Below are 15,622 nucleotides of genomic sequence, written 5' to 3' on the forward strand. Positions count from 1 at the left end.
CCATCCCGCGCTGAGCGGCCCAGACAGAGGTAACGCTATGAAACTCCTGCATATTGATGCCAGTGCCCTTGGCGCCTATTCCGTGTCGCGCGGCCTGACGGCTGCCATCGTCGCCGAGTTTTCCCGCAACCACCCGGGCCTTGAGGTCACCTACCGTGACCTGCACACCGCCCCGCTGGGCCACTGGGCCCTTCCGGCCGGCGAGAACGACCCCGCGGCTGCGGAAAGCGACAAGGTGATGGACGAATTCCTGGCTGCCGACGTCATCGTCATCGGCGCCCCGATGTACAACTTCTCGATCAGCAGCTCGCTGAAGGCCTGGATCGACCGTATCGCAGTGGCCGGCAAGACCTTCCGCTACACCGCCGCCGGCCCCGAGGGCCTGGCCGTGGGCAAGCGCGTGATCGTCGCCTCGTCGCGTGGCGGCATCTACGCCCCGGGCACGCCCGCTGCCTCGATGGACTTCCAGGAGCCGTACCTGCGTGCGGTGCTGGGCTTCCTCGGCATCACGGATGTCGAGTTCGTGCGCGCCGAAGGCGTGTCGCGCGGCGACGAGCAGAAGACGGCGGCCATCGGCAACGCGGTAGCCGGCATCGGCGGCCTCCTGCGCAAGGCCGCATAAACACTCTGTAGGAGCGCGCCTCGCGCGCGACCGGTAAAGGCCAAAACGCCTGAACCAACCGCCAGACAGGCCAGACTGCACTGTAGGAGCGCACCTGTGCGCGACCCCTCAGGCTTTGTTGGCACGAAAGAGGCTTTGTATTGATCGGGCAGGCTGTTTGAACGCTCGCCAGATCAGTGCAAAGCCTCTTTCGCCATAGCTGGAGTGAGGGTTTGCGTATGTGGTGCGCTCCGGCCCTGTTCCCGCATCATCATCGTTTTCGTTTTCAGGAGTCGCGCGCGAGGCGCGCTCCTACAGGGGTGAGGGGGCTGGGGCTTTAGCTGCCTTGCTTGCCCGGTTTGTCTTTAGGCATGTTCTGCGGCTCCTTGGGATGCCCTTCGCCGGGTACCTTCGGGTTGCCGTGCGAGGGCTTGGGGTTTTGTTCCTTGTAGCCCGGGGTGTCCTGCTTGCCGTCGTTGGTCATGAGGAAACCTCCGTCAGTGGGAATGGGGTTGCTGGCACCTGGCGTGCCCGCATTCGCAGGTGCTGCCGACGTTCTGCTCCTCCGCCGCCATACGGCAGGCTTCGCTGCAGTACTCGCGTGAGACGGGAACCTGGCAGCTGCAACCGTCGTGGTCGCAGGGCTTGGTCGGCTCGTTCATGCCTGATGCCTCCTCGATGCGTGCTGTGCGTGGGTCAGCCTGCGCGGGGTGGCGTGGAGATTTCGTTACCTCCGGGCGAAGGCGGCCTATCCAGTTCGGCCCAGCCGTGGGCTTCCACCAGCAGGCCGCTCAGCGTGCGCACGTCCTGGAGGTTGTGCTCGGCCACGCGCACGAGGTTTTCCGACGAACCGCCACGCAGGTAGCCCAGCCATGCTGCCGGGGCTTCCGAGCCCGGCAGGTCGTCTTCGCGCACGATGCGCAGCAGGTGGCGTTCCGCTGTCTGCATGCGACAGTTCTCCCACACCTGCTTGTAGCGACGGCGCATGGGATGCAGCAGGTCGACATGGACCAGCCCGGATAGCGGATTGACCATGCGCGCCAGCCGGTAGCGCGTGGCCAGCAGCGGCGCATCGTAGGATTTTCCGTTGTAGCTCACGAGCACGGTATCGCCACTGATCCAGCGCGTGAACTCACGCAGCATCGCCGTTTCCGCCGCCATCGTGGTGATGTAGAGCTGGCGCACACGCAGGCGTCCTGCGTGCCAGTCGGCCGCGCCGATCATGAAGGCGCGTGTGCCCGTGCCGCCGGCAAGACCGGTGGTTTCCGTATCGAAATGCAGCAGGTGTTGGCAGCGGGCCTCGGTGAGGCGGGCGAAGCCGAGGTCGAACACGTCGGGAGGCCGGGGGCGTTCGAAGGATTGTTCCAGGTAGCGCAGGCCGGGGGCGAGTTCTTCGCCGGGGACGTCGCGGTTGGTGCTTTTGGTCTGTGTCTTTGGGAGGCCCAGGCGGGTGCGGATGCCGTAGAGGCGGCGGAGGGTTTCGAGGTCGGGGGTGGTTTTGGCGAGAGGGCGGTCGCGCGCGGGGCGCGCTCCTACAGGGGAGCCGGCCTGGTGGCGCAGCGCGGCCAGCTTGTCTGAAAGGGAACTCATGATTGCGCGCCCAGGAGTTCCAGGACGCGGGCGGTGAGGGCCTTGGGGGTGGTGTCGCGTTGTTCGTCGGCGGCCAGCACCGGGCCGACGCAGGCCGGGCAGCCGGCCTTGCATTCGCAGCCGCGCACGGTTTCCAGGGCCCTGTGAAGCAACTCTTTCGCACGCACGAACAGCGGCTCGCTGAGGCCGACGCCGCCGGGGAAGTTGTCGTAGAGGTACACCGTGGGCAGGAAGCGTTCGAGCATGTCTGCCGTGGCGAGGCCGCCATCCGGGGCGCGTACCTGTCCCCTGCCCGATGAGTCCACCTGGGCCGACCAGCCGCCGTCGCCGGAACCCACCGCCTTTTGCAGGTCGCGCGGCTCGGCCATCACGGCCACCACGGCGGCAACATGCAGGGCATATGCCGCACCCAGGAAGCCGTCGAGGGCGTGCTGGCGCGAGCGGAAAGCCTCGTCGAGCACCGTCTGCGGCAATTGCCACCACACGGCGGTGGTGTGCAGTTCCTGGTCGGGCAGGTTCACGGGACCGTAGCCGATGTTTTCATGCGTGTAGTAACGGATCTTCTTGTAGCCCGATACGCGGCGCACCACGTGCACCTCGCCATGCCGCGCACTGCCCTCGCCTGCTTTCGTGCCATCGAAGCATTCAAGCTCCTTGAGCCTGGTGTAGTCGATGGCATCGGTGTAGTAATCGACACGCGTACGCGTGCAATACGCCTTGCGTCCTTCCCAGTCGAGCCGTTCCACCTGGTAAGGCACGGACTGCACCATATGGATTGCGCCCTCGTAGAGCGTGAGCGCGGCAGCCGAATAATCGACTTCGGCGATGATCGTCTGCCGTCCTTCCGTGCGATCCACCACCACGAAATTGCCATCCGCCACCGAACGCAGGCTAACGGCATTGGCCGGATAGCTATCCGCGATCCACTCCCAGCGATCGCCCTCCCGGTGCAGCACCTCGGATTCTTCCAGCACCTGGAGATAGGCGCCCGCATCGTCCGGACCGAAGCGATCGCCGTCGACGAAAGGCAGCTCGAAGGCCGCACAACGGATGTGGTCGAGCAGGATCAGCGGCTGGTCGGGCTGGATGCGCGCATGCTCCGGGCTGGCCTCCGTGAGGAACGCGGGATGGCGCATGAGGTATTGATCCAGCGGCGCGCTGCTGGCCACCAGCACGCCAAGGGACGGCTGCTGCCGGCGCCCTGCCCGCCCGAAACGCTGCCAGGTGGCCGCGATGGAGCCGGGATACCCGTTGAGCACCACGGCGTCGAGGCTACCGATATCCACGCCAAGCTCCAGCGCCGAGGTGGACACGATGCCATCCACGTTGCCTGCGCGCATCTCGCGCTCTACCTCGCGGCGTTCCGTGGGCAGATAGCCGCCGCGATAGGCGCGGATGCGCGGCGGCTTGCGGGTATCGTGATCGAAGACATCCTTGAGGTATTTGGTGAGCACTTCCACCATGAGTCGCGACTGCGCGAATACCAGCGTTTTCATCTTCGCCTTGATGGCGACGCGTGCGATCAGGTTGGTCTGCGAACGCGCCGAGGCACGCAGGCCGAGATCGGGATTGATCACCGGCGGATTCCACAGCAGCACGTGCTTGTCGCCACTGGGCGCCCCACTGTGCGTCACCGCGAACACCTCGTCTTCGATCAGGGCCTGCGCATGCTCCACGGCATTGCCGATGGTGGCCGAACACAGTACGAACTGCGGTCGCACGCCGTAGAACGCACAGATGCGCCTCAGGCGGCGCAGCACGTTCGCCAGATGCGAGCCGAACACACCGCGATAGGTGTGGATTTCATCGATGACGATGTAGCGCAGGCTTTCGAAGAACTGCGCCCATTTCGTATGGTGCGGCAGGATGGCTTGATGCAGCATGTCGGGATTGCTCACCACCACGTCGCCGTGCAGGCGGATCGCCTGCCGCGCATCCCCCGGCGTGTCGCCGTCGAAGGTGAAGGCCTTCACGCCCAGGTCGCCGGCACGATTGATTTCCAGCAGTTCGGCCACCTGATCCTGCGCCAGTGCCTTGGTGGGAAACAGATACAGCGCACGCGCACCGGCCTCGATAGCCGAGGCGATCACCGGCAGCGTGTAGCAAAGCGTCTTGCCCGATGCCGTGGGCGTGGCGACCAGCACGTTGCGACCGCTGCGCGCCGCCTCCCAGGCCTGCTGCTGGTGGCTGTACAACTGCTCGATGCCCCGCGCTCGCAAGGCCCTGGCGAGCCCTTCGGGGAGATCGTCCGGCAGCGGTACGAAACTGCCCTCGCGCCCGAACAGCGTGAAAGCCGAGCAGACCCGGTCGCCGTATTTGGCGCTCAGGCGCTGGGCCAGCGTGCGCCCGTCGTGATGGGTGGCGAGCGCCGCATCGGACTCGGTGGAACGCAGGGCTTTCAGGTAGGCGGCCATGGAGGCATCCGGGGCAGACGGATGCGTCTTATCGCCCGGGCAGGTCTCAGATCCTGCGACGCGTGACCTCGGGCAGCTCGGCCAGGTGCCAGGTGCCGTCCTCGTCTTCCACCTTCAGGTCCACCGGCTGGCCGCCATGGACCGTGATGGATTCGATCATCGACAAGGCGTGCCGCATGGCCTCGTCGCGGGTGGGAAACTGGCCGATGATGTCGGCGTTCCGGCGAACGTTCCATACACCTCGCGGGGAGGTGGTGAACGGCAGGTAGAGGGTCGTTCGCTGCAAGCATGCCTCCCGGTCCCGGGCGGCGTTGCCCGTGCCGGGGACCCTAGGGGGCAGTTCGTGGTGGGGACGTTACGACGCGGTAGGTGCGGCGGTCACGTCAGCCGGGAACGGCGCTGCGGCTGGTTTCAAGCCAGTCGGCGTGTTTCATGCCGCGATCCATGGCCGCGTCGACCGCGCTTCGTTCGTCACGGAATTCCTCAAGCAGGGAAATCATGACGAAGTCACGCGGCCCGGCATGGGCGGCGGGTTCGACGATATAGGCCGACTTCCACGTACCGGTAGCCGACTTCAACGTGCGGACCTCTACGGAGTACTGGCCAACGATGCGTCGGTGCACGGTAAGGGCTCCTGGGCTGGCGTCGCGGCGACGTTTTTGATCCTGCGCCACCGCGACCCGGAAAACAAGCCCGATCAGGCCTTCGGAGCGGCCTGGGCAGCCAGGGTCTCGCCGCTGGCGGAGATGGTGAACGTACGCGTTTCACCCTGGCCCAGGGTGGCGTCGGTTTCGAGGCGGTCGGCGCTGCATGCGCCATGCGGCTGGACGCTGAGCTTGCGGGCGCCCGAGGGGATGTGCAGCACGAGCTGCTGGCCGATTTCCATGTCTGCCACGGCCTTGTCATCCACGTATACAGCGCTGGAGCAGCCCGCACCCCACAGGCCCTGCTCACGAACGATCGTGAGGGTGGCATCGCCATCGCCCGGCGACTGGTTCGAGTAGGTGGTGCTGGAAAGAACGTCGTGGATGCCGACGTGGCGCTCATTCTGGGTGGCACAGCCGGCGAGCAGCACGGCGCCTGCAATGGCGAGGTAGCGCATGGGATGGAACTCCTTGGAGGATGTGGAGAGCACGCGTTCGTATATGCCGAAAAGTGCGCCGAGCGCAAGCCGCGACGTTTCCTGCACGCGCCGCAACGAAGAATCCCGCGCCTCACCCCCAAGGAATTGCCATGGCCAGCCGAGACTGGATCGAGATCGCATCGTTCGAGGCCGTTGACGACAGCGAGCAGTTCGACCGCCCCGACATTCCCCGGGTGGAAGCCGTCCTGAGCGGTGCACCGGAACGCGAATGGCAACAGTTCTTCATCGTCCGGGCCCGTGCCCTGGAACAGGTGCACCCCGGACTGCGCATGGAAATCATCGCCGACCGCCTGGGATTTCACACCCGCGCCAGCCACGCCGAGGAAAATTGCCGCCTGGTCCACGAGGCGGTGCTGGGCACGAACGAGGATTTCGCCGCGCAGAAGGCCGCCGAGGAAAAGCGGGTACACGATCGCAACGAGGAAGTGCGCGATCTGGTCCAGCGGATCAAGACGATCAATGCACACTGGCCGCCGGAGACGAATACCGGTGCCTGACTCGCACCGAACCCCGTTTACCGGATTAAACTGCCCTCCATGAGCAAGCCTGCCCTTCCCACTGCCCTGGTCTTCGACCGTGCCGCCATGGTCGCCGAGACCATGGCCTTCGTCCTGGAAGACGCCGGCTACGACGCCCGCTTCACGGTGACCTACCGCGACGCGAAGAACGCTTTCCAGGAAATGGCGCACCTCAGCCTGCTGGTGATCCATGCCGATACACCAGGGGAACGTCGGGGCAGCGCCTTGCTTCAGGCCGTGCTGCGCGAACGCCCGAAAACCGCCATGGTGGTGGTGTCGAGCCGGTTGCCGCAGGATCTCGCGCCGTTTCCGCTATCGGCGGTATTCCTGGAAAAACCGTTCAGCCGGTCTGAGCTGCTCGATGCCGTGGAACGCGCCCGCGAGGCGCGTCCACGTAGCTGAGGTCACTCAGAGGCAGGAGATGGCTTCTTCGCGGAAGCGACCTTCGTAGTCGCCCTTGCCCTTTTGCAGTTCGTACATCACCACCTGGGCACCGGAGCCGCTGGCAGTGACTTCAAGACGCTCGTGCTTGCCGTCGTCGTTCGAGGTCACCACGCCCTTGTCGTCCTTGGCGCTGCCGTTGGCGTCCTTGGAGAGGGCCTGCCACTTCGGAATGACGCACTGCACGTAGTCGCCGACGTTTTTGGTGGTCTTGCTGCTCAGCTTGGGCAGGGAGTCCTTCAGGCCACTGGTGGCGCAGCCGGCGAGAAGGATGCAGGCAACAGACGCGACGACGTATTTCATGCTCGGTTCCACGATGAGGTTCCGGGGATTCTAACCCGTGGAACGGCAACTGGAATCAGGTGCCCGGGCGAGTGGCGACACGCGCTTCAGCCTTTGCCAGCTGGCTGCTGGTGCATTTGAGGTACGGCGACGAGGCCAGCCAGCGCTTGTCGGGGTAATACGAGAAGACCATCTGCCCGCCCTTGAGCGTGTCGATGAGCTTGTGAGCAACGGCGGTACGCACGGCCGGGCAGCCCCAGCTGCGTCCGATGCGACCGGCCATGCGGGCCATGGCCTCGTTCACATAAGCGGCGCCGTGGATGACGATGGCCCGGGCCAGGGCCTGGTCGTTGGTGCCCGGTTCAAGGCCGGTCATGCGCAGCGAGTAGCCGTTCTTGCCCATGTAGGGGTCGGCGGTGCGGAACAGGCCCAGGCTGGAGGCCAGGCTTTCGGGCGCATTGGAGAAGCGGGTGGCCGTGGCATCGCCGCTGTTCTTGCCGTGCGCCACCAGTTCCTGGAACAGCAGCTTGCGCCTGACGACATCGAATACCCAAAGGCGCGGCTGCGACGAGGGCTTCGAATAGTCGATCACCGCCAGGCGATCCGAGGGAGTGCCGCTCTGCGTCTGCGCACATTCGGAAGCCTGCACCGCGAGGTCGATCACCTTGGGGTCGGCGGACGGCGCCAGGCGCGCAAGGGCTTCGCCGAGTGTGTCGGCGGCGTGGGCCGTGGCGGGAAGGAAGGATGTGGCGGCCAGGAGCGGCGCGCAGGCGAGAAAAGTGCGAAACGGACGAATCATCAGGCCAGCCGGTAAAGCGACATCGACCGATCCTAACGTGCTGATCATTCCTTGACCACAATTCCGTCACGTCTTTGCCTTTCATATATGTGAAAGAGCGTGCCCATCAGCGCCGAAAAATAAGGAATCAATCAATCATGCCTATGGATCAACGGCTTCGCGGCCTCACCGCCGCCTTTGTCCTTGCCGCCGGCCTGCCCGCCTGGGCAGGGGCGCAGACGCCTCCCAGCGCGACGTCGGCTGTCGCGCCGCCTCCCATCGTGGCCACCGATCCAACATCAGCCGGCAGCGTCGCCTTGCCGCAGCCGCCGGCTACGGACGATCCGGTGGCCCAGGCGATCTTCGCGCGCATCCAGCGCATGGAACCCGGCAATGGCAATGCGCAGGCCCGCCAGAGTGCGGCCATGGCCAAGGCGGTCTCGGATTTCTACGCGCAGCGCCATTACGTGGCCGCGTGGACGGACGAGAACAACATAAGCCAGCTGCTGGCCGGTCTGGCCTCCACCGACGGCGACGGCCTGCTGCCCGAGGACTATCACCTCACCGCGCTGAAGACGGCCTTCGCCGATCCGGACTGGCGCCATGCCTCCCCCGACAAACGCGCCGATCTCGAAATCGAAGCCACCGGGGCGTACATCACGGCCCTGGTGCAGCTGGCCCGAGGCAAGGTCGATCCCGAGCGCCTGGACCCGGTGTGGAATTTCGATCCCACCGCCATCGATGCGCAGCAGGGCATGGCGATCCTGGAGTCATCCATCGACGAGCGCAGTGTCGATCAGGTGTTCGACATGGCACGACCACAGAACCCGCTTTACGCGAAGCTTCGCGATGCGCTGGCCCAGTTGCGTGCCAGTGCGACCAATGGCGGCTGGCCGGGCGTGCCGGAGGGCCCGACGTTGAAGCCCGGCATGAAGGACCCTCGCGTGGAAGCGTTGCGCGCCCGCCTGGTGGCCGGCGGCTACCTCGACGCCACGCTTGCCCATGGCTCGCTTTACGACAGCCCGCTCACCGATGCCGTGAAGCGCTTCCAGGCCGACCAGTACCTCGATGCCGATGGCAGTGTCGGTGCCGATACGCTGGCCTCGCTCAATGTGCCGGTGCAGGCGCGTATCGACCAGGTGCGCGTGAACCTCGAACGCGCGCGCTGGTTGCTGCACTCGTTGCAGGGCACCTTCGTGGTGGTGGATGTGGCGGGCTACAAGATCAGCTTCTATCGCGACGGCCAGCCGGTGTGGAAGTCGCGCGTACAGGTGGGCAAGCCGTATCGCAGCACGCCGATTTTTCGTTCGCAGATCACCTACGTCACCTTCAATCCCACCTGGACGGTGCCGCCGACGATCCTGAAGAACGACATGCTGCCGAAGATTCGCAACAATCCGGGTTACCTCGCGGCCAACCGTATCCGCGTGCTCGACAGCAGCGGCAATACCTTGTCGCCGGCCAGCGTGAACTGGGCCAGCCCGCGCGGCATCACGCTGCGCCAGGATGCCGGCCCCGGCAATTCGCTGGGCCAGGTGGTGATCCGTTTTCCGAATTCCTTCGCCGTGTACCTGCACGATACGCCGCATCAGGAAATGTTCTCGCGTGCCAAGCGCGATACCAGTTCGGGGTGCATCCGCGTGGAGCATCCGCTCGACCTGGTGCAGTTGCTATTCAACGACGACCAGAAGTGGAACCGCGACGCCATCGACCAGCGCATCGCCACGGGCAAGACGCAGAACGTGACCCTGCCGACGGCGGTGCCGGTGTTGCTTGCCTACTGGACGGTGGATATCGGTGACGATGGAAAGCTGGCGTACAAGCCAGATGTGTACCAGCGCGACCCGGCCCTGCTGAAGGCGCTGGACAAGCCACAGCCCCTGCAGGCCCCCTAACCCATTCCCCTGTAGGAGCGCGCCTCGCGCGCGACCGGACCGAAGCCAGGCGTTCCCCTCCCGGACCGGTCGCGCGCGAGGCGCGCTCCTACAACGGTGTGGGGACCTTGGTGCGGCGGCGCTTTGCCGGTCGCGCGCGAGGCGCGCTCCTACAATGGTGTGGTGATCTTGGTGCGGCGGCGCTTTGTCGGTCGTGTCGGGCGCGCTCATTCAACATGCTGGCGGGGCTGTTTGCCGCAGCACCGTCATGCCCGGCGCGGACGTATACTGCGGCGATGAACGCCCCCCTCGAAGCGACCGAAACGACCCTCCACGACCAGGTACGGGACGAGGGCTTCGCCTTCGTCCACGGCGACGACATGCGGCAGCTGTTCGCGCATGCACGCCCGCTCTCCGACTGGGACGCCTTCGCCGCCAGCTGGAACGCGCTGGAACCGGACACCTACCTCGCCGCCACCGGCCGCTTCCGCCGCCGCCGGCATGCCGTGTACGCCAGCCGCGACGGACACATCGAGCGCCTGCCGCATCAGGCTCACTTCCAGACCCTGGCCTACAACACCCTGCAAGGCGACATCGAGCGCTGGTTCGAGCCCGTGCTGCCCGAGATCGCCGATGGCGCCAGCATGCACGCCATCCTGGAATACTGCCGCGACTTCTTCGGCGGCCTGTCGCCCGACATCGCCCACTGGCACATCGAGGCGCACCAGTTCCGCATCGAAGCCACGGCCGGTGCCGCCGGCGAGCCCACGCCCGAAGGCAGCCACCGCGATGGCGTGGACTACGTGCTGGTACTGCTCATCGACCGCGAGAACATCGCCCGGGGCACCACCACCATCCATGCGCCCGACGGTCGCCCGCTCGGCGAGTTCACCCTGGCCAGGCCCTTCGACGCGGCACTCATCCACGATCCGAGGGTTTTCCACGGCGTCACCCCCGTTACCCCGCTGGACCCTGCCATGGCATCGCATCGCGACGTGCTGGTGGTCACGTTCCGGCAGGCGACGTAGCGTGTTTCGGGCTAAATTCTCATTATTTGCTTGTGCAATCCATGCGACAATAGCCGCTTTCACCGCCTTAGAACTGCGATGAACTCGTCCGGTAAATATGATTTCCGGCAGTTCCAGGAAGAACTTGCCGCCCTTGATCGGAAAATCTCCGATCGCAAACCCGAGCCCAAACCCGTCCCCGAGGCCAAGCCCAAACCTGAGCCCAAGCCACGCGGCCGTCCGAAAAAAGTCGATCCGCTTGCCGGTGCCCGCGAGGAGTTCGAAGCCCTGCGCGTGCGCTACAGCCTCAGTGTCGCCGACGTGGTCGCCTGGTTCCCCGAAGAAGAAGGCATCGCCTATCTCCAGGGCCTGCTGGCTACCGACATGAAACCGCGTCGCCGTCGCAAGTCCAAGGACGATCCGCCCGAGGCGGAGTAATCACTCACCGCCGCCTCATGTCCACACGCTCGCGCACACCCACCGTCGCCTCGCTGCTGTTCACCCTCAACGGATCGATCGTTCCCGTCATCTGGCGCAGGGTGCTCTATACGATCCTGCTGTCGGTAGGGGTGGTGTGGCTCGATGTGCATTTCTTCGCATTGCACATCGGGCTCAACGCGGCGCCCCTCACCCTGATGGGCCTCACCCTGGCGATCTTCCTGGGCTTCCGTAACACGGTGGCCTACCAGCGCTGGTGGGACGCCCGCACGCTGTGGGGCGAGATGATCTTCACCATGCGCAATCTCGCGCGGCAGACGCTCGCCTTCCTGCCCGACACCCCGGCCGCCGAACGCGGCGTGCTGGTGCATCGCCTGGTCGCCTTTACGCATGCCATGCGGCATCACCTGCGGGCCACCGACCCGGCGGGCGAGCTGTCCCGCTGGCTTGGCGACGACGAGCGTGAGACCATGCTCGCAGCACCGAACCGGCCCAGCGCGATCCTCGCGCGCACCGGCGTGGCCTATGCCGAAGCCGCCCGCGCGCAGGGCGCCGATCCGATCCTGCTGTCAGCCATCGACAACGAGCTGGGCAAGCTGTCCCATGTGCTGGCCGGCTGCGAGCGCATTCAGGGCACGCCCATTCCCTATGCCTACATCCTGCTGCTGCACCGGACGGTGCACATCTACTGCTTCCTGCTGCCCTTCTGCATGGTGAGCCTGATGGGCTGGTTCACGCCGCTGGTGGTGGGCGTGCTGGCCTATACCTTCTTCGGCCTGGATGCCCTGGGCGACCAGATCGAAGACCCGTTCGGCCTGCTGCCGAACGACCTGCCGCTGGAACGCTACTGCGCCACGGCGGAAACCGACCTGCTCTCCCTCACCGACAGCCCGCGCCCGGAATAACCACGGTCACGCGGCGGCGGCGGGCCCGTACTGGATGTCCAGCAAGGCGGCCAGCAGGTTGAGCGAGGCCAGGCTGGTGGGCGCAAGGGTGCCGCCACGGCCATCCACGCAGGGGGCCAGGGCCAGCACGGCGGATGCCACTGCCTCCAGGCCGGCTTCCTCGGCCTGCTCCAGCACACGACCGGAAAGAAAACGGGCCTCTTCGTGATCGCCCGTGCGCACGGCGTCGACCAGCGACAATCCGTCGTCCATTACGGGGTGGTTCTGCCAGCTCAGCATGAGTGTCCGGTTCGTCAGGGGAGCCGCGAGGGAATGCGGCAGCCGTACGGGATGACCCGTATTCGGCAGGAATGATCTCATCCCGCCGACGAACGGACAAATTCGGCCACTGGCCTCAGAAGACGTGCCTCAGCAGCCAGAACAGGGCGGCGGCCAGGACGATCGATACCGGAAGGGTCAGCACCCAGGCCATGAGCATGCTGCGTACCGTGGCCCATTGCAGGCCCGACCCGTTGGCGACCATGGCGCCTGCCACACCTGACGACAGCACGTGGGTGGTGCTTACCGGCAGGCCGAAACGATCCGCCGCGCCGATGGTGAGCATGGCCACCACTTCGGCCGAGGCACCCTGTGCGTAGGTGAGATGCTGCTTGCCGATGCGCTCGCCCACCGTGCGCACGATGCGACGCCAGCCCACCATGGTGCCAAGGCCCAGGGCGATCGCCACCGCCACCTTCACCCAGGTGGGAATGAACTTCGTCGCCTTGTCGAGCAGGCCGTGATAGTTGTCGAGCACGGCCTTGTCGTCGGCGCTGAATGCGGGCTGCCCGTTCTTCGCCATCAGGCGCAGCGCTTCGGAGCTGAGATACATGCTGCTGCGCACGTTGTTCAATTCGTGCTGAGGCACATCGGCCAACGTGGTGCGATGTCCCACCTGTTCGCCGATGCTGTCCGTGATCTGTTGCAATGCCGCCAGCGTGGCAGGTGTCGCCTGATGCGACTGGATATAGCGTTCGATTTCCGTACGCGGCGAGGCCACCGGGGCGGCTCCGTTCGCGTAACGCGCCAGCGTCTCGCTCGCGTGATGTGCCACGGAAACGAAGGTCTGCGTCTCGCCCGGCGTCACGGCCTTGTTCAACGCGTAGGCGCTGGGCACCGTGCCGATCAGGATCAGCATGATGAGGCCCATGCCTTTCTGTCCGTCGTTGGAACCATGCGCGAACGACACGCCCGTGCAGGTAAGAATGAGCAGGCAGCGCACCCAGAACGGCGGTGGCTTGTCGCCGTGCGGTTCGGCGTAAAGCTCGGGCGCACGCACGAGGGCCTTCAACAACATCAGCAGTGCGAACGCGAGGCCGAAGCCCACCAGCGGCGACACCAGCAGCGACTTGCCCACGCTCCACGCCTGGCTCCAGTCCACGGCGGCATTGGCGTCGCCCGCATGCATCATCTGGTTCATGAGGCCCACGCCGATGATCGAACCGATCAGCGTATGCGAGCTGGACGACGGCAGACCCAGGTACCACGTGCCCAGGTTCCACAAGATGGCGGCGATCAGCAGCGCGAAGACCATCGCGAAGCCCACCGACGATCCGACGTTCAATACCAGCGCGATGGGCAGCAATTGCAGCACGGCATAAGCCACCGCGCCGCTGGAAAGCAGCACACCCAGGAAATTCCAGCCGCCGGACCACACCACCGCAAAACTGGCGGGCAACGATCGCGTGTAGATCACCGTGGCCACGGCATTGGCCGTATCGTGAAATCCGTTGACGAACTCGAAGCCCAGCGCGATCAGCAAGGCCACGCCCAGCAGCACATACTGGAAGACGGGACTGGCCGGCGCATCGTTCAGATCGTGGCCCAGCTGGGAGCCCACATAGGCCAGGGCTGCCAGCAGCAAGCCGCCGAACACGGCCAGGCTCACCCATCGGTTGCGCGGGGAACCCGCCAGGTTTCCACTCAGGACCGTGCTGTTCATGGCATCGCCTCCACCCGTGAGAGTTCCACAGGTAACAAGCAAAGATGACGGATGAGTGTCATTCTTGCCGGATTGCCGTGCTATGAATGCCGTCCATGACGACGCCCAAGCCATCGCTAGCCGCCGCACTGGCCAATCTGGCCTCCCGCGAAGCCCGCCGCGCCGTACGTTCGCTGGCCGACACCAGCGATCATCACAAAGGTGTTCACGAAGCCCGCAAGTCGATACGGCGGCTGAAAAGCCTGCTCGACCTGGGTGGCGATCATTTCGCGGCAGGCCGCGAGCCTATCGTGCGTCACCTGTCCCGCCTGGCCACCGGCCTGTCGTCCCTGCGCGACGCCCATGTCGCGGTGACCATCGCCCGGCATGTGGCTGGCGATACACCCTCGCCCGGCTGGATCACGGCCATCGGCTGGCTCGAAGCGCGACGGGACGCCATGCTCGACGAGGCCTTCCGCAAGGATCCGGGCTTCGCCAGACGGCGTCAGCGTCTCACCGAGGCAGGCAGCGCCATCCGCACCCTGCCCTGGGACGCCGTGACCCGGCACGATATCGAACAGGCCATCGCCCGCTCCGAACGTCGCGTGGCGAAGGCCGGTGCCAAAGCCTTCGAGAGCCCCGGCACGGGCAACCTGCACCGCTGGCGACGCCGCGCTCGACGCCTGCGCATGCAACTCGATTTCTGGCGCAAGGCACTGAAATCCACAGGACGTTCAGCACACCATCGCACGCACCAGGACAAGGCGGCACAGGCACGCATGTCCAGCCTGTCCGATGCGCTCGGTGCGCGCCAGGATCTGCGCTCACTTCGCAGTGTCTTGCGCTCACTGGGCGATGCCGAGGCACTGGCACCGCTGTTCGACGACATACGCAAGGCCTCGAAGGCCCTGCCTAGCGGCAAGTCGCTGGCAGCCGGTTGACCACGTCCTGGATCTTCGCTGCGTCGGCATCCGCCTCGTCGCCCGACTGGTGGCAGATCGACAGCACCCGTGCACGGGCCTGTGCACGCAAGCCCGTGCATTGCCACGCATAGGGCTGGTCCAGCGGTAACACGGCATACACCACGCTGCCGCACTGGTCCGTGCCGCGTTCGGCCAGCGAACGCCCTGCCGCATCCATGGGCGGGGATGCCAGCGTCGCATCGAAGTAACTATCGGGAAACGCGCGCGCATAGCCGTCTGGATCGATCACGCGCTGGAAGCTGGCGAACGCCATGGTAAACGCGCGGCCGCAGGGCGCCGACGTCGCAAGATCATGCACGCCCGCAAGGAAGGCACGACGCATGCCTGCGTCGTCACCGAGCGCATGCCCTGCCCCGTCCAGCACCGGCAAGCGCGCACGAGCGGCCATGCGGCCAAGCTCGTGCGCATGCTCCGGGTGGCAGCGCGCATATACCGATGCCGCCACCAGATAGATGGCATCCGCGGCGAAACCATCATCGCCGTCCAGCAGCGTGCCCAGTTGGCCGACAGACGGGCCTTGTGCCTTGAGGGTGACGGGAGGCGGTGCGGGGGCGGAACCCGGGGATGCGGGTGCTGCGACAGGCGCCGGCAGTATCTCCCTGTGTCTCACCCAGCCGGCCATGCCGATCGCCGCCATAGCGGCGACCGCCAGGGCGATCCAGACCACCCACGAACGACGCACGAAGG

General features: G+C 65.7%; 18 protein-coding genes and 1 pseudogene. 8 read left to right on the forward strand and 11 right to left on the reverse strand.

Features of this window, described 5'->3' with window-relative positions; all coding sequences use genetic code 11:
• Positions 1 to 37 precede the first annotated feature (37 nt).
• A complete protein-coding gene (locus tag HBF25_RS04750) occupies positions 38 to 622 on the forward strand; it encodes an FMN-dependent NADH-azoreductase (protein WP_166946788.1) in 585 nt (194 codons plus the stop codon).
• A 316-nt stretch (positions 623 to 938) separates the two neighbouring features.
• On the opposite strand, the gene HBF25_RS04755 is transcribed toward HBF25_RS04750, so the two are convergent.
• The 6 genes and pseudogenes from HBF25_RS04755 to HBF25_RS04780 form a co-directional block, all read right to left on the reverse strand.
• Entirely contained in the window at positions 939 to 1,085 is a 147-nt protein-coding gene (locus HBF25_RS04755) for a hypothetical protein (protein ID WP_166946789.1), read from the reverse strand.
• Positions 1,086 to 1,297: 212 nt separating this feature from the next.
• Positions 1,298 to 2,191, reverse strand: coding sequence for a ribonuclease H-like domain-containing protein (locus HBF25_RS04760; protein WP_166946790.1), 894 nt, complete (start codon positions 2,189 to 2,191; stop codon positions 1,298 to 1,300).
• A gap of 11 nt (positions 2,192 to 2,202) precedes the next feature.
• Positions 2,203 to 4,605: pseudogene (locus tag HBF25_RS04765) on the reverse strand (DEAD/DEAH box helicase); the annotation flags it as partial.
• Between the two features lie 46 nt (positions 4,606 to 4,651).
• Positions 4,652 to 4,891, reverse strand: coding sequence for a hypothetical protein (locus HBF25_RS04770; RefSeq protein ID WP_166946792.1), 240 nt, complete (start codon positions 4,889 to 4,891; stop codon positions 4,652 to 4,654).
• Positions 4,892 to 4,988: 97 nt separating this feature from the next.
• The gene (locus HBF25_RS04775; protein WP_166946793.1) at positions 4,989 to 5,228 is read right to left on the reverse strand and encodes a hypothetical protein; all 240 of its coding nucleotides are present in this window, start codon (positions 5,226 to 5,228) and stop codon (positions 4,989 to 4,991) included.
• A 74-nt stretch (positions 5,229 to 5,302) separates the two neighbouring features.
• Positions 5,303 to 5,707 carry a hypothetical protein gene (locus tag HBF25_RS04780; RefSeq protein WP_166946794.1) on the reverse strand — a complete coding sequence of 135 codons (405 nt, stop codon included), beginning with the start codon at positions 5,705 to 5,707 and terminating at the stop codon, positions 5,303 to 5,305.
• A 131-nt stretch (positions 5,708 to 5,838) separates the two neighbouring features.
• On the opposite strand from HBF25_RS04780, the gene HBF25_RS04785 reads away from it, so the two are divergent.
• Both HBF25_RS04785 and HBF25_RS04790 read left to right on the forward strand, forming a co-directional pair.
• Entirely contained in the window at positions 5,839 to 6,246 is a 408-nt protein-coding gene (locus HBF25_RS04785; protein WP_166946795.1) for a hypothetical protein, read from the forward strand.
• A gap of 39 nt (positions 6,247 to 6,285) precedes the next feature.
• Positions 6,286 to 6,669, forward strand: a complete 384-nt coding sequence (locus HBF25_RS04790) for a DNA-binding transcriptional response regulator (RefSeq protein ID WP_166946796.1) — start codon at positions 6,286 to 6,288, stop codon at positions 6,667 to 6,669.
• A gap of 6 nt (positions 6,670 to 6,675) precedes the next feature.
• Here the strand turns inward: HBF25_RS04790 and HBF25_RS04795 are convergent, their stop codons facing one another.
• Positions 6,676 to 7,011, reverse strand: a complete 336-nt coding sequence (locus HBF25_RS04795) for a hypothetical protein (RefSeq protein WP_166946797.1) — start codon at positions 7,009 to 7,011, stop codon at positions 6,676 to 6,678.
• Positions 7,012 to 7,066: 55 nt separating this feature from the next.
• Complete coding sequence (locus HBF25_RS04800; protein WP_166946798.1) at positions 7,067 to 7,789, reverse strand: murein L,D-transpeptidase catalytic domain family protein; 723 nt, start codon at positions 7,787 to 7,789, stop codon at positions 7,067 to 7,069.
• 137 nt (positions 7,790 to 7,926) lie between these two features.
• Here HBF25_RS04800 and HBF25_RS04805 point away from each other — a divergent pair, with 137 nt between their 5' ends.
• From HBF25_RS04805 to HBF25_RS04820, 4 genes are all read left to right on the forward strand, one after another.
• Positions 7,927 to 9,663 carry a L,D-transpeptidase family protein gene (locus HBF25_RS04805; protein ID WP_243853041.1) on the forward strand — a complete coding sequence of 579 codons (1,737 nt, stop codon included), beginning with the start codon at positions 7,927 to 7,929 and terminating at the stop codon, positions 9,661 to 9,663.
• A gap of 275 nt (positions 9,664 to 9,938) precedes the next feature.
• Complete coding sequence (locus tag HBF25_RS04810; protein WP_166946799.1) at positions 9,939 to 10,670, forward strand: 2OG-Fe dioxygenase family protein; 732 nt, start codon at positions 9,939 to 9,941, stop codon at positions 10,668 to 10,670.
• A gap of 78 nt (positions 10,671 to 10,748) precedes the next feature.
• Positions 10,749 to 11,087 carry a 2-hydroxyacyl-CoA dehydratase gene (locus HBF25_RS04815; protein ID WP_166946800.1) on the forward strand — a complete coding sequence of 113 codons (339 nt, stop codon included), beginning with the start codon at positions 10,749 to 10,751 and terminating at the stop codon, positions 11,085 to 11,087.
• Between the two features lie 17 nt (positions 11,088 to 11,104).
• A complete protein-coding gene (locus tag HBF25_RS04820) occupies positions 11,105 to 11,992 on the forward strand; it encodes a bestrophin family protein (RefSeq protein WP_166946801.1) in 888 nt (295 codons plus the stop codon).
• A 6-nt stretch (positions 11,993 to 11,998) separates the two neighbouring features.
• Here HBF25_RS04820 and HBF25_RS04825 read toward each other — a convergent pair whose 3' ends face one another.
• Positions 11,999 to 12,271, reverse strand: a complete 273-nt coding sequence (locus HBF25_RS04825; protein WP_166946802.1) for a hypothetical protein — start codon at positions 12,269 to 12,271, stop codon at positions 11,999 to 12,001.
• 115 nt (positions 12,272 to 12,386) lie between these two features.
• Positions 12,387 to 13,973, reverse strand: coding sequence for an inorganic phosphate transporter (locus HBF25_RS04830; RefSeq protein ID WP_166946803.1), 1,587 nt, complete (start codon positions 13,971 to 13,973; stop codon positions 12,387 to 12,389).
• 95 nt (positions 13,974 to 14,068) lie between these two features.
• Between HBF25_RS04830 and HBF25_RS04835 the strand changes: the two genes are divergently transcribed.
• A complete protein-coding gene (locus tag HBF25_RS04835) occupies positions 14,069 to 14,893 on the forward strand; it encodes a CHAD domain-containing protein (RefSeq protein WP_166946804.1) in 825 nt (274 codons plus the stop codon).
• Here HBF25_RS04835 and HBF25_RS04840 read toward each other — a convergent pair.
• The gene (locus tag HBF25_RS04840; RefSeq protein ID WP_166946805.1) at positions 14,865 to 15,617 is read right to left on the reverse strand and encodes a hypothetical protein; all 753 of its coding nucleotides are present in this window, start codon (positions 15,615 to 15,617) and stop codon (positions 14,865 to 14,867) included. The genes HBF25_RS04835 and HBF25_RS04840 overlap by 29 nt on opposite strands.
• Positions 15,618 to 15,622: the final 5 nt, after the last annotated feature.

The organism is Luteibacter anthropi, from assembly GCF_011759365.1.
GTDB lineage: Bacteria > Pseudomonadota > Gammaproteobacteria > Xanthomonadales > Rhodanobacteraceae > Luteibacter > Luteibacter anthropi.

Excerpts from the sequence above, each read along its gene's own strand:
- HBF25_RS04750 (WP_166946788.1), top strand. The coding sequence starts at position 38 with ATGAAACTCCTGCATATTGATGCCAGTGCCCTTGGCGCCTATTCCGTG.
- HBF25_RS04755 (WP_166946789.1), bottom strand. The coding sequence starts at position 1,085 with ATGACCAACGACGGCAAGCAGGACACCCCGGGCTACAAGGAACAAAAC.
- HBF25_RS04760 (WP_166946790.1), bottom strand. The coding sequence starts at position 2,191 with ATGAGTTCCCTTTCAGACAAGCTGGCCGCGCTGCGCCACCAGGCCGGC.
- HBF25_RS04780 (WP_166946794.1), bottom strand. The coding sequence starts at position 5,707 with ATGCGCTACCTCGCCATTGCAGGCGCCGTGCTGCTCGCCGGCTGTGCC.
- HBF25_RS04785 (WP_166946795.1), top strand. The coding sequence starts at position 5,839 with ATGGCCAGCCGAGACTGGATCGAGATCGCATCGTTCGAGGCCGTTGAC.
- HBF25_RS04790 (WP_166946796.1), top strand. The coding sequence starts at position 6,286 with ATGAGCAAGCCTGCCCTTCCCACTGCCCTGGTCTTCGACCGTGCCGCC.
- HBF25_RS04795 (WP_166946797.1), bottom strand. The coding sequence starts at position 7,011 with ATGAAATACGTCGTCGCGTCTGTTGCCTGCATCCTTCTCGCCGGCTGC.
- HBF25_RS04800 (WP_166946798.1), bottom strand. The coding sequence starts at position 7,789 with ATGATTCGTCCGTTTCGCACTTTTCTCGCCTGCGCGCCGCTCCTGGCC.
- HBF25_RS04805 (WP_243853041.1), top strand. The coding sequence starts at position 7,927 with ATGCCTATGGATCAACGGCTTCGCGGCCTCACCGCCGCCTTTGTCCTT.
- HBF25_RS04810 (WP_166946799.1), top strand. The coding sequence starts at position 9,939 with ATGAACGCCCCCCTCGAAGCGACCGAAACGACCCTCCACGACCAGGTA.
- HBF25_RS04815 (WP_166946800.1), top strand. The coding sequence starts at position 10,749 with ATGAACTCGTCCGGTAAATATGATTTCCGGCAGTTCCAGGAAGAACTT.
- HBF25_RS04820 (WP_166946801.1), top strand. The coding sequence starts at position 11,105 with ATGTCCACACGCTCGCGCACACCCACCGTCGCCTCGCTGCTGTTCACC.
- HBF25_RS04825 (WP_166946802.1), bottom strand. The coding sequence starts at position 12,271 with ATGCTGAGCTGGCAGAACCACCCCGTAATGGACGACGGATTGTCGCTG.
- HBF25_RS04830 (WP_166946803.1), bottom strand. The coding sequence starts at position 13,973 with ATGAACAGCACGGTCCTGAGTGGAAACCTGGCGGGTTCCCCGCGCAAC.
- HBF25_RS04835 (WP_166946804.1), top strand. The coding sequence starts at position 14,069 with ATGACGACGCCCAAGCCATCGCTAGCCGCCGCACTGGCCAATCTGGCC.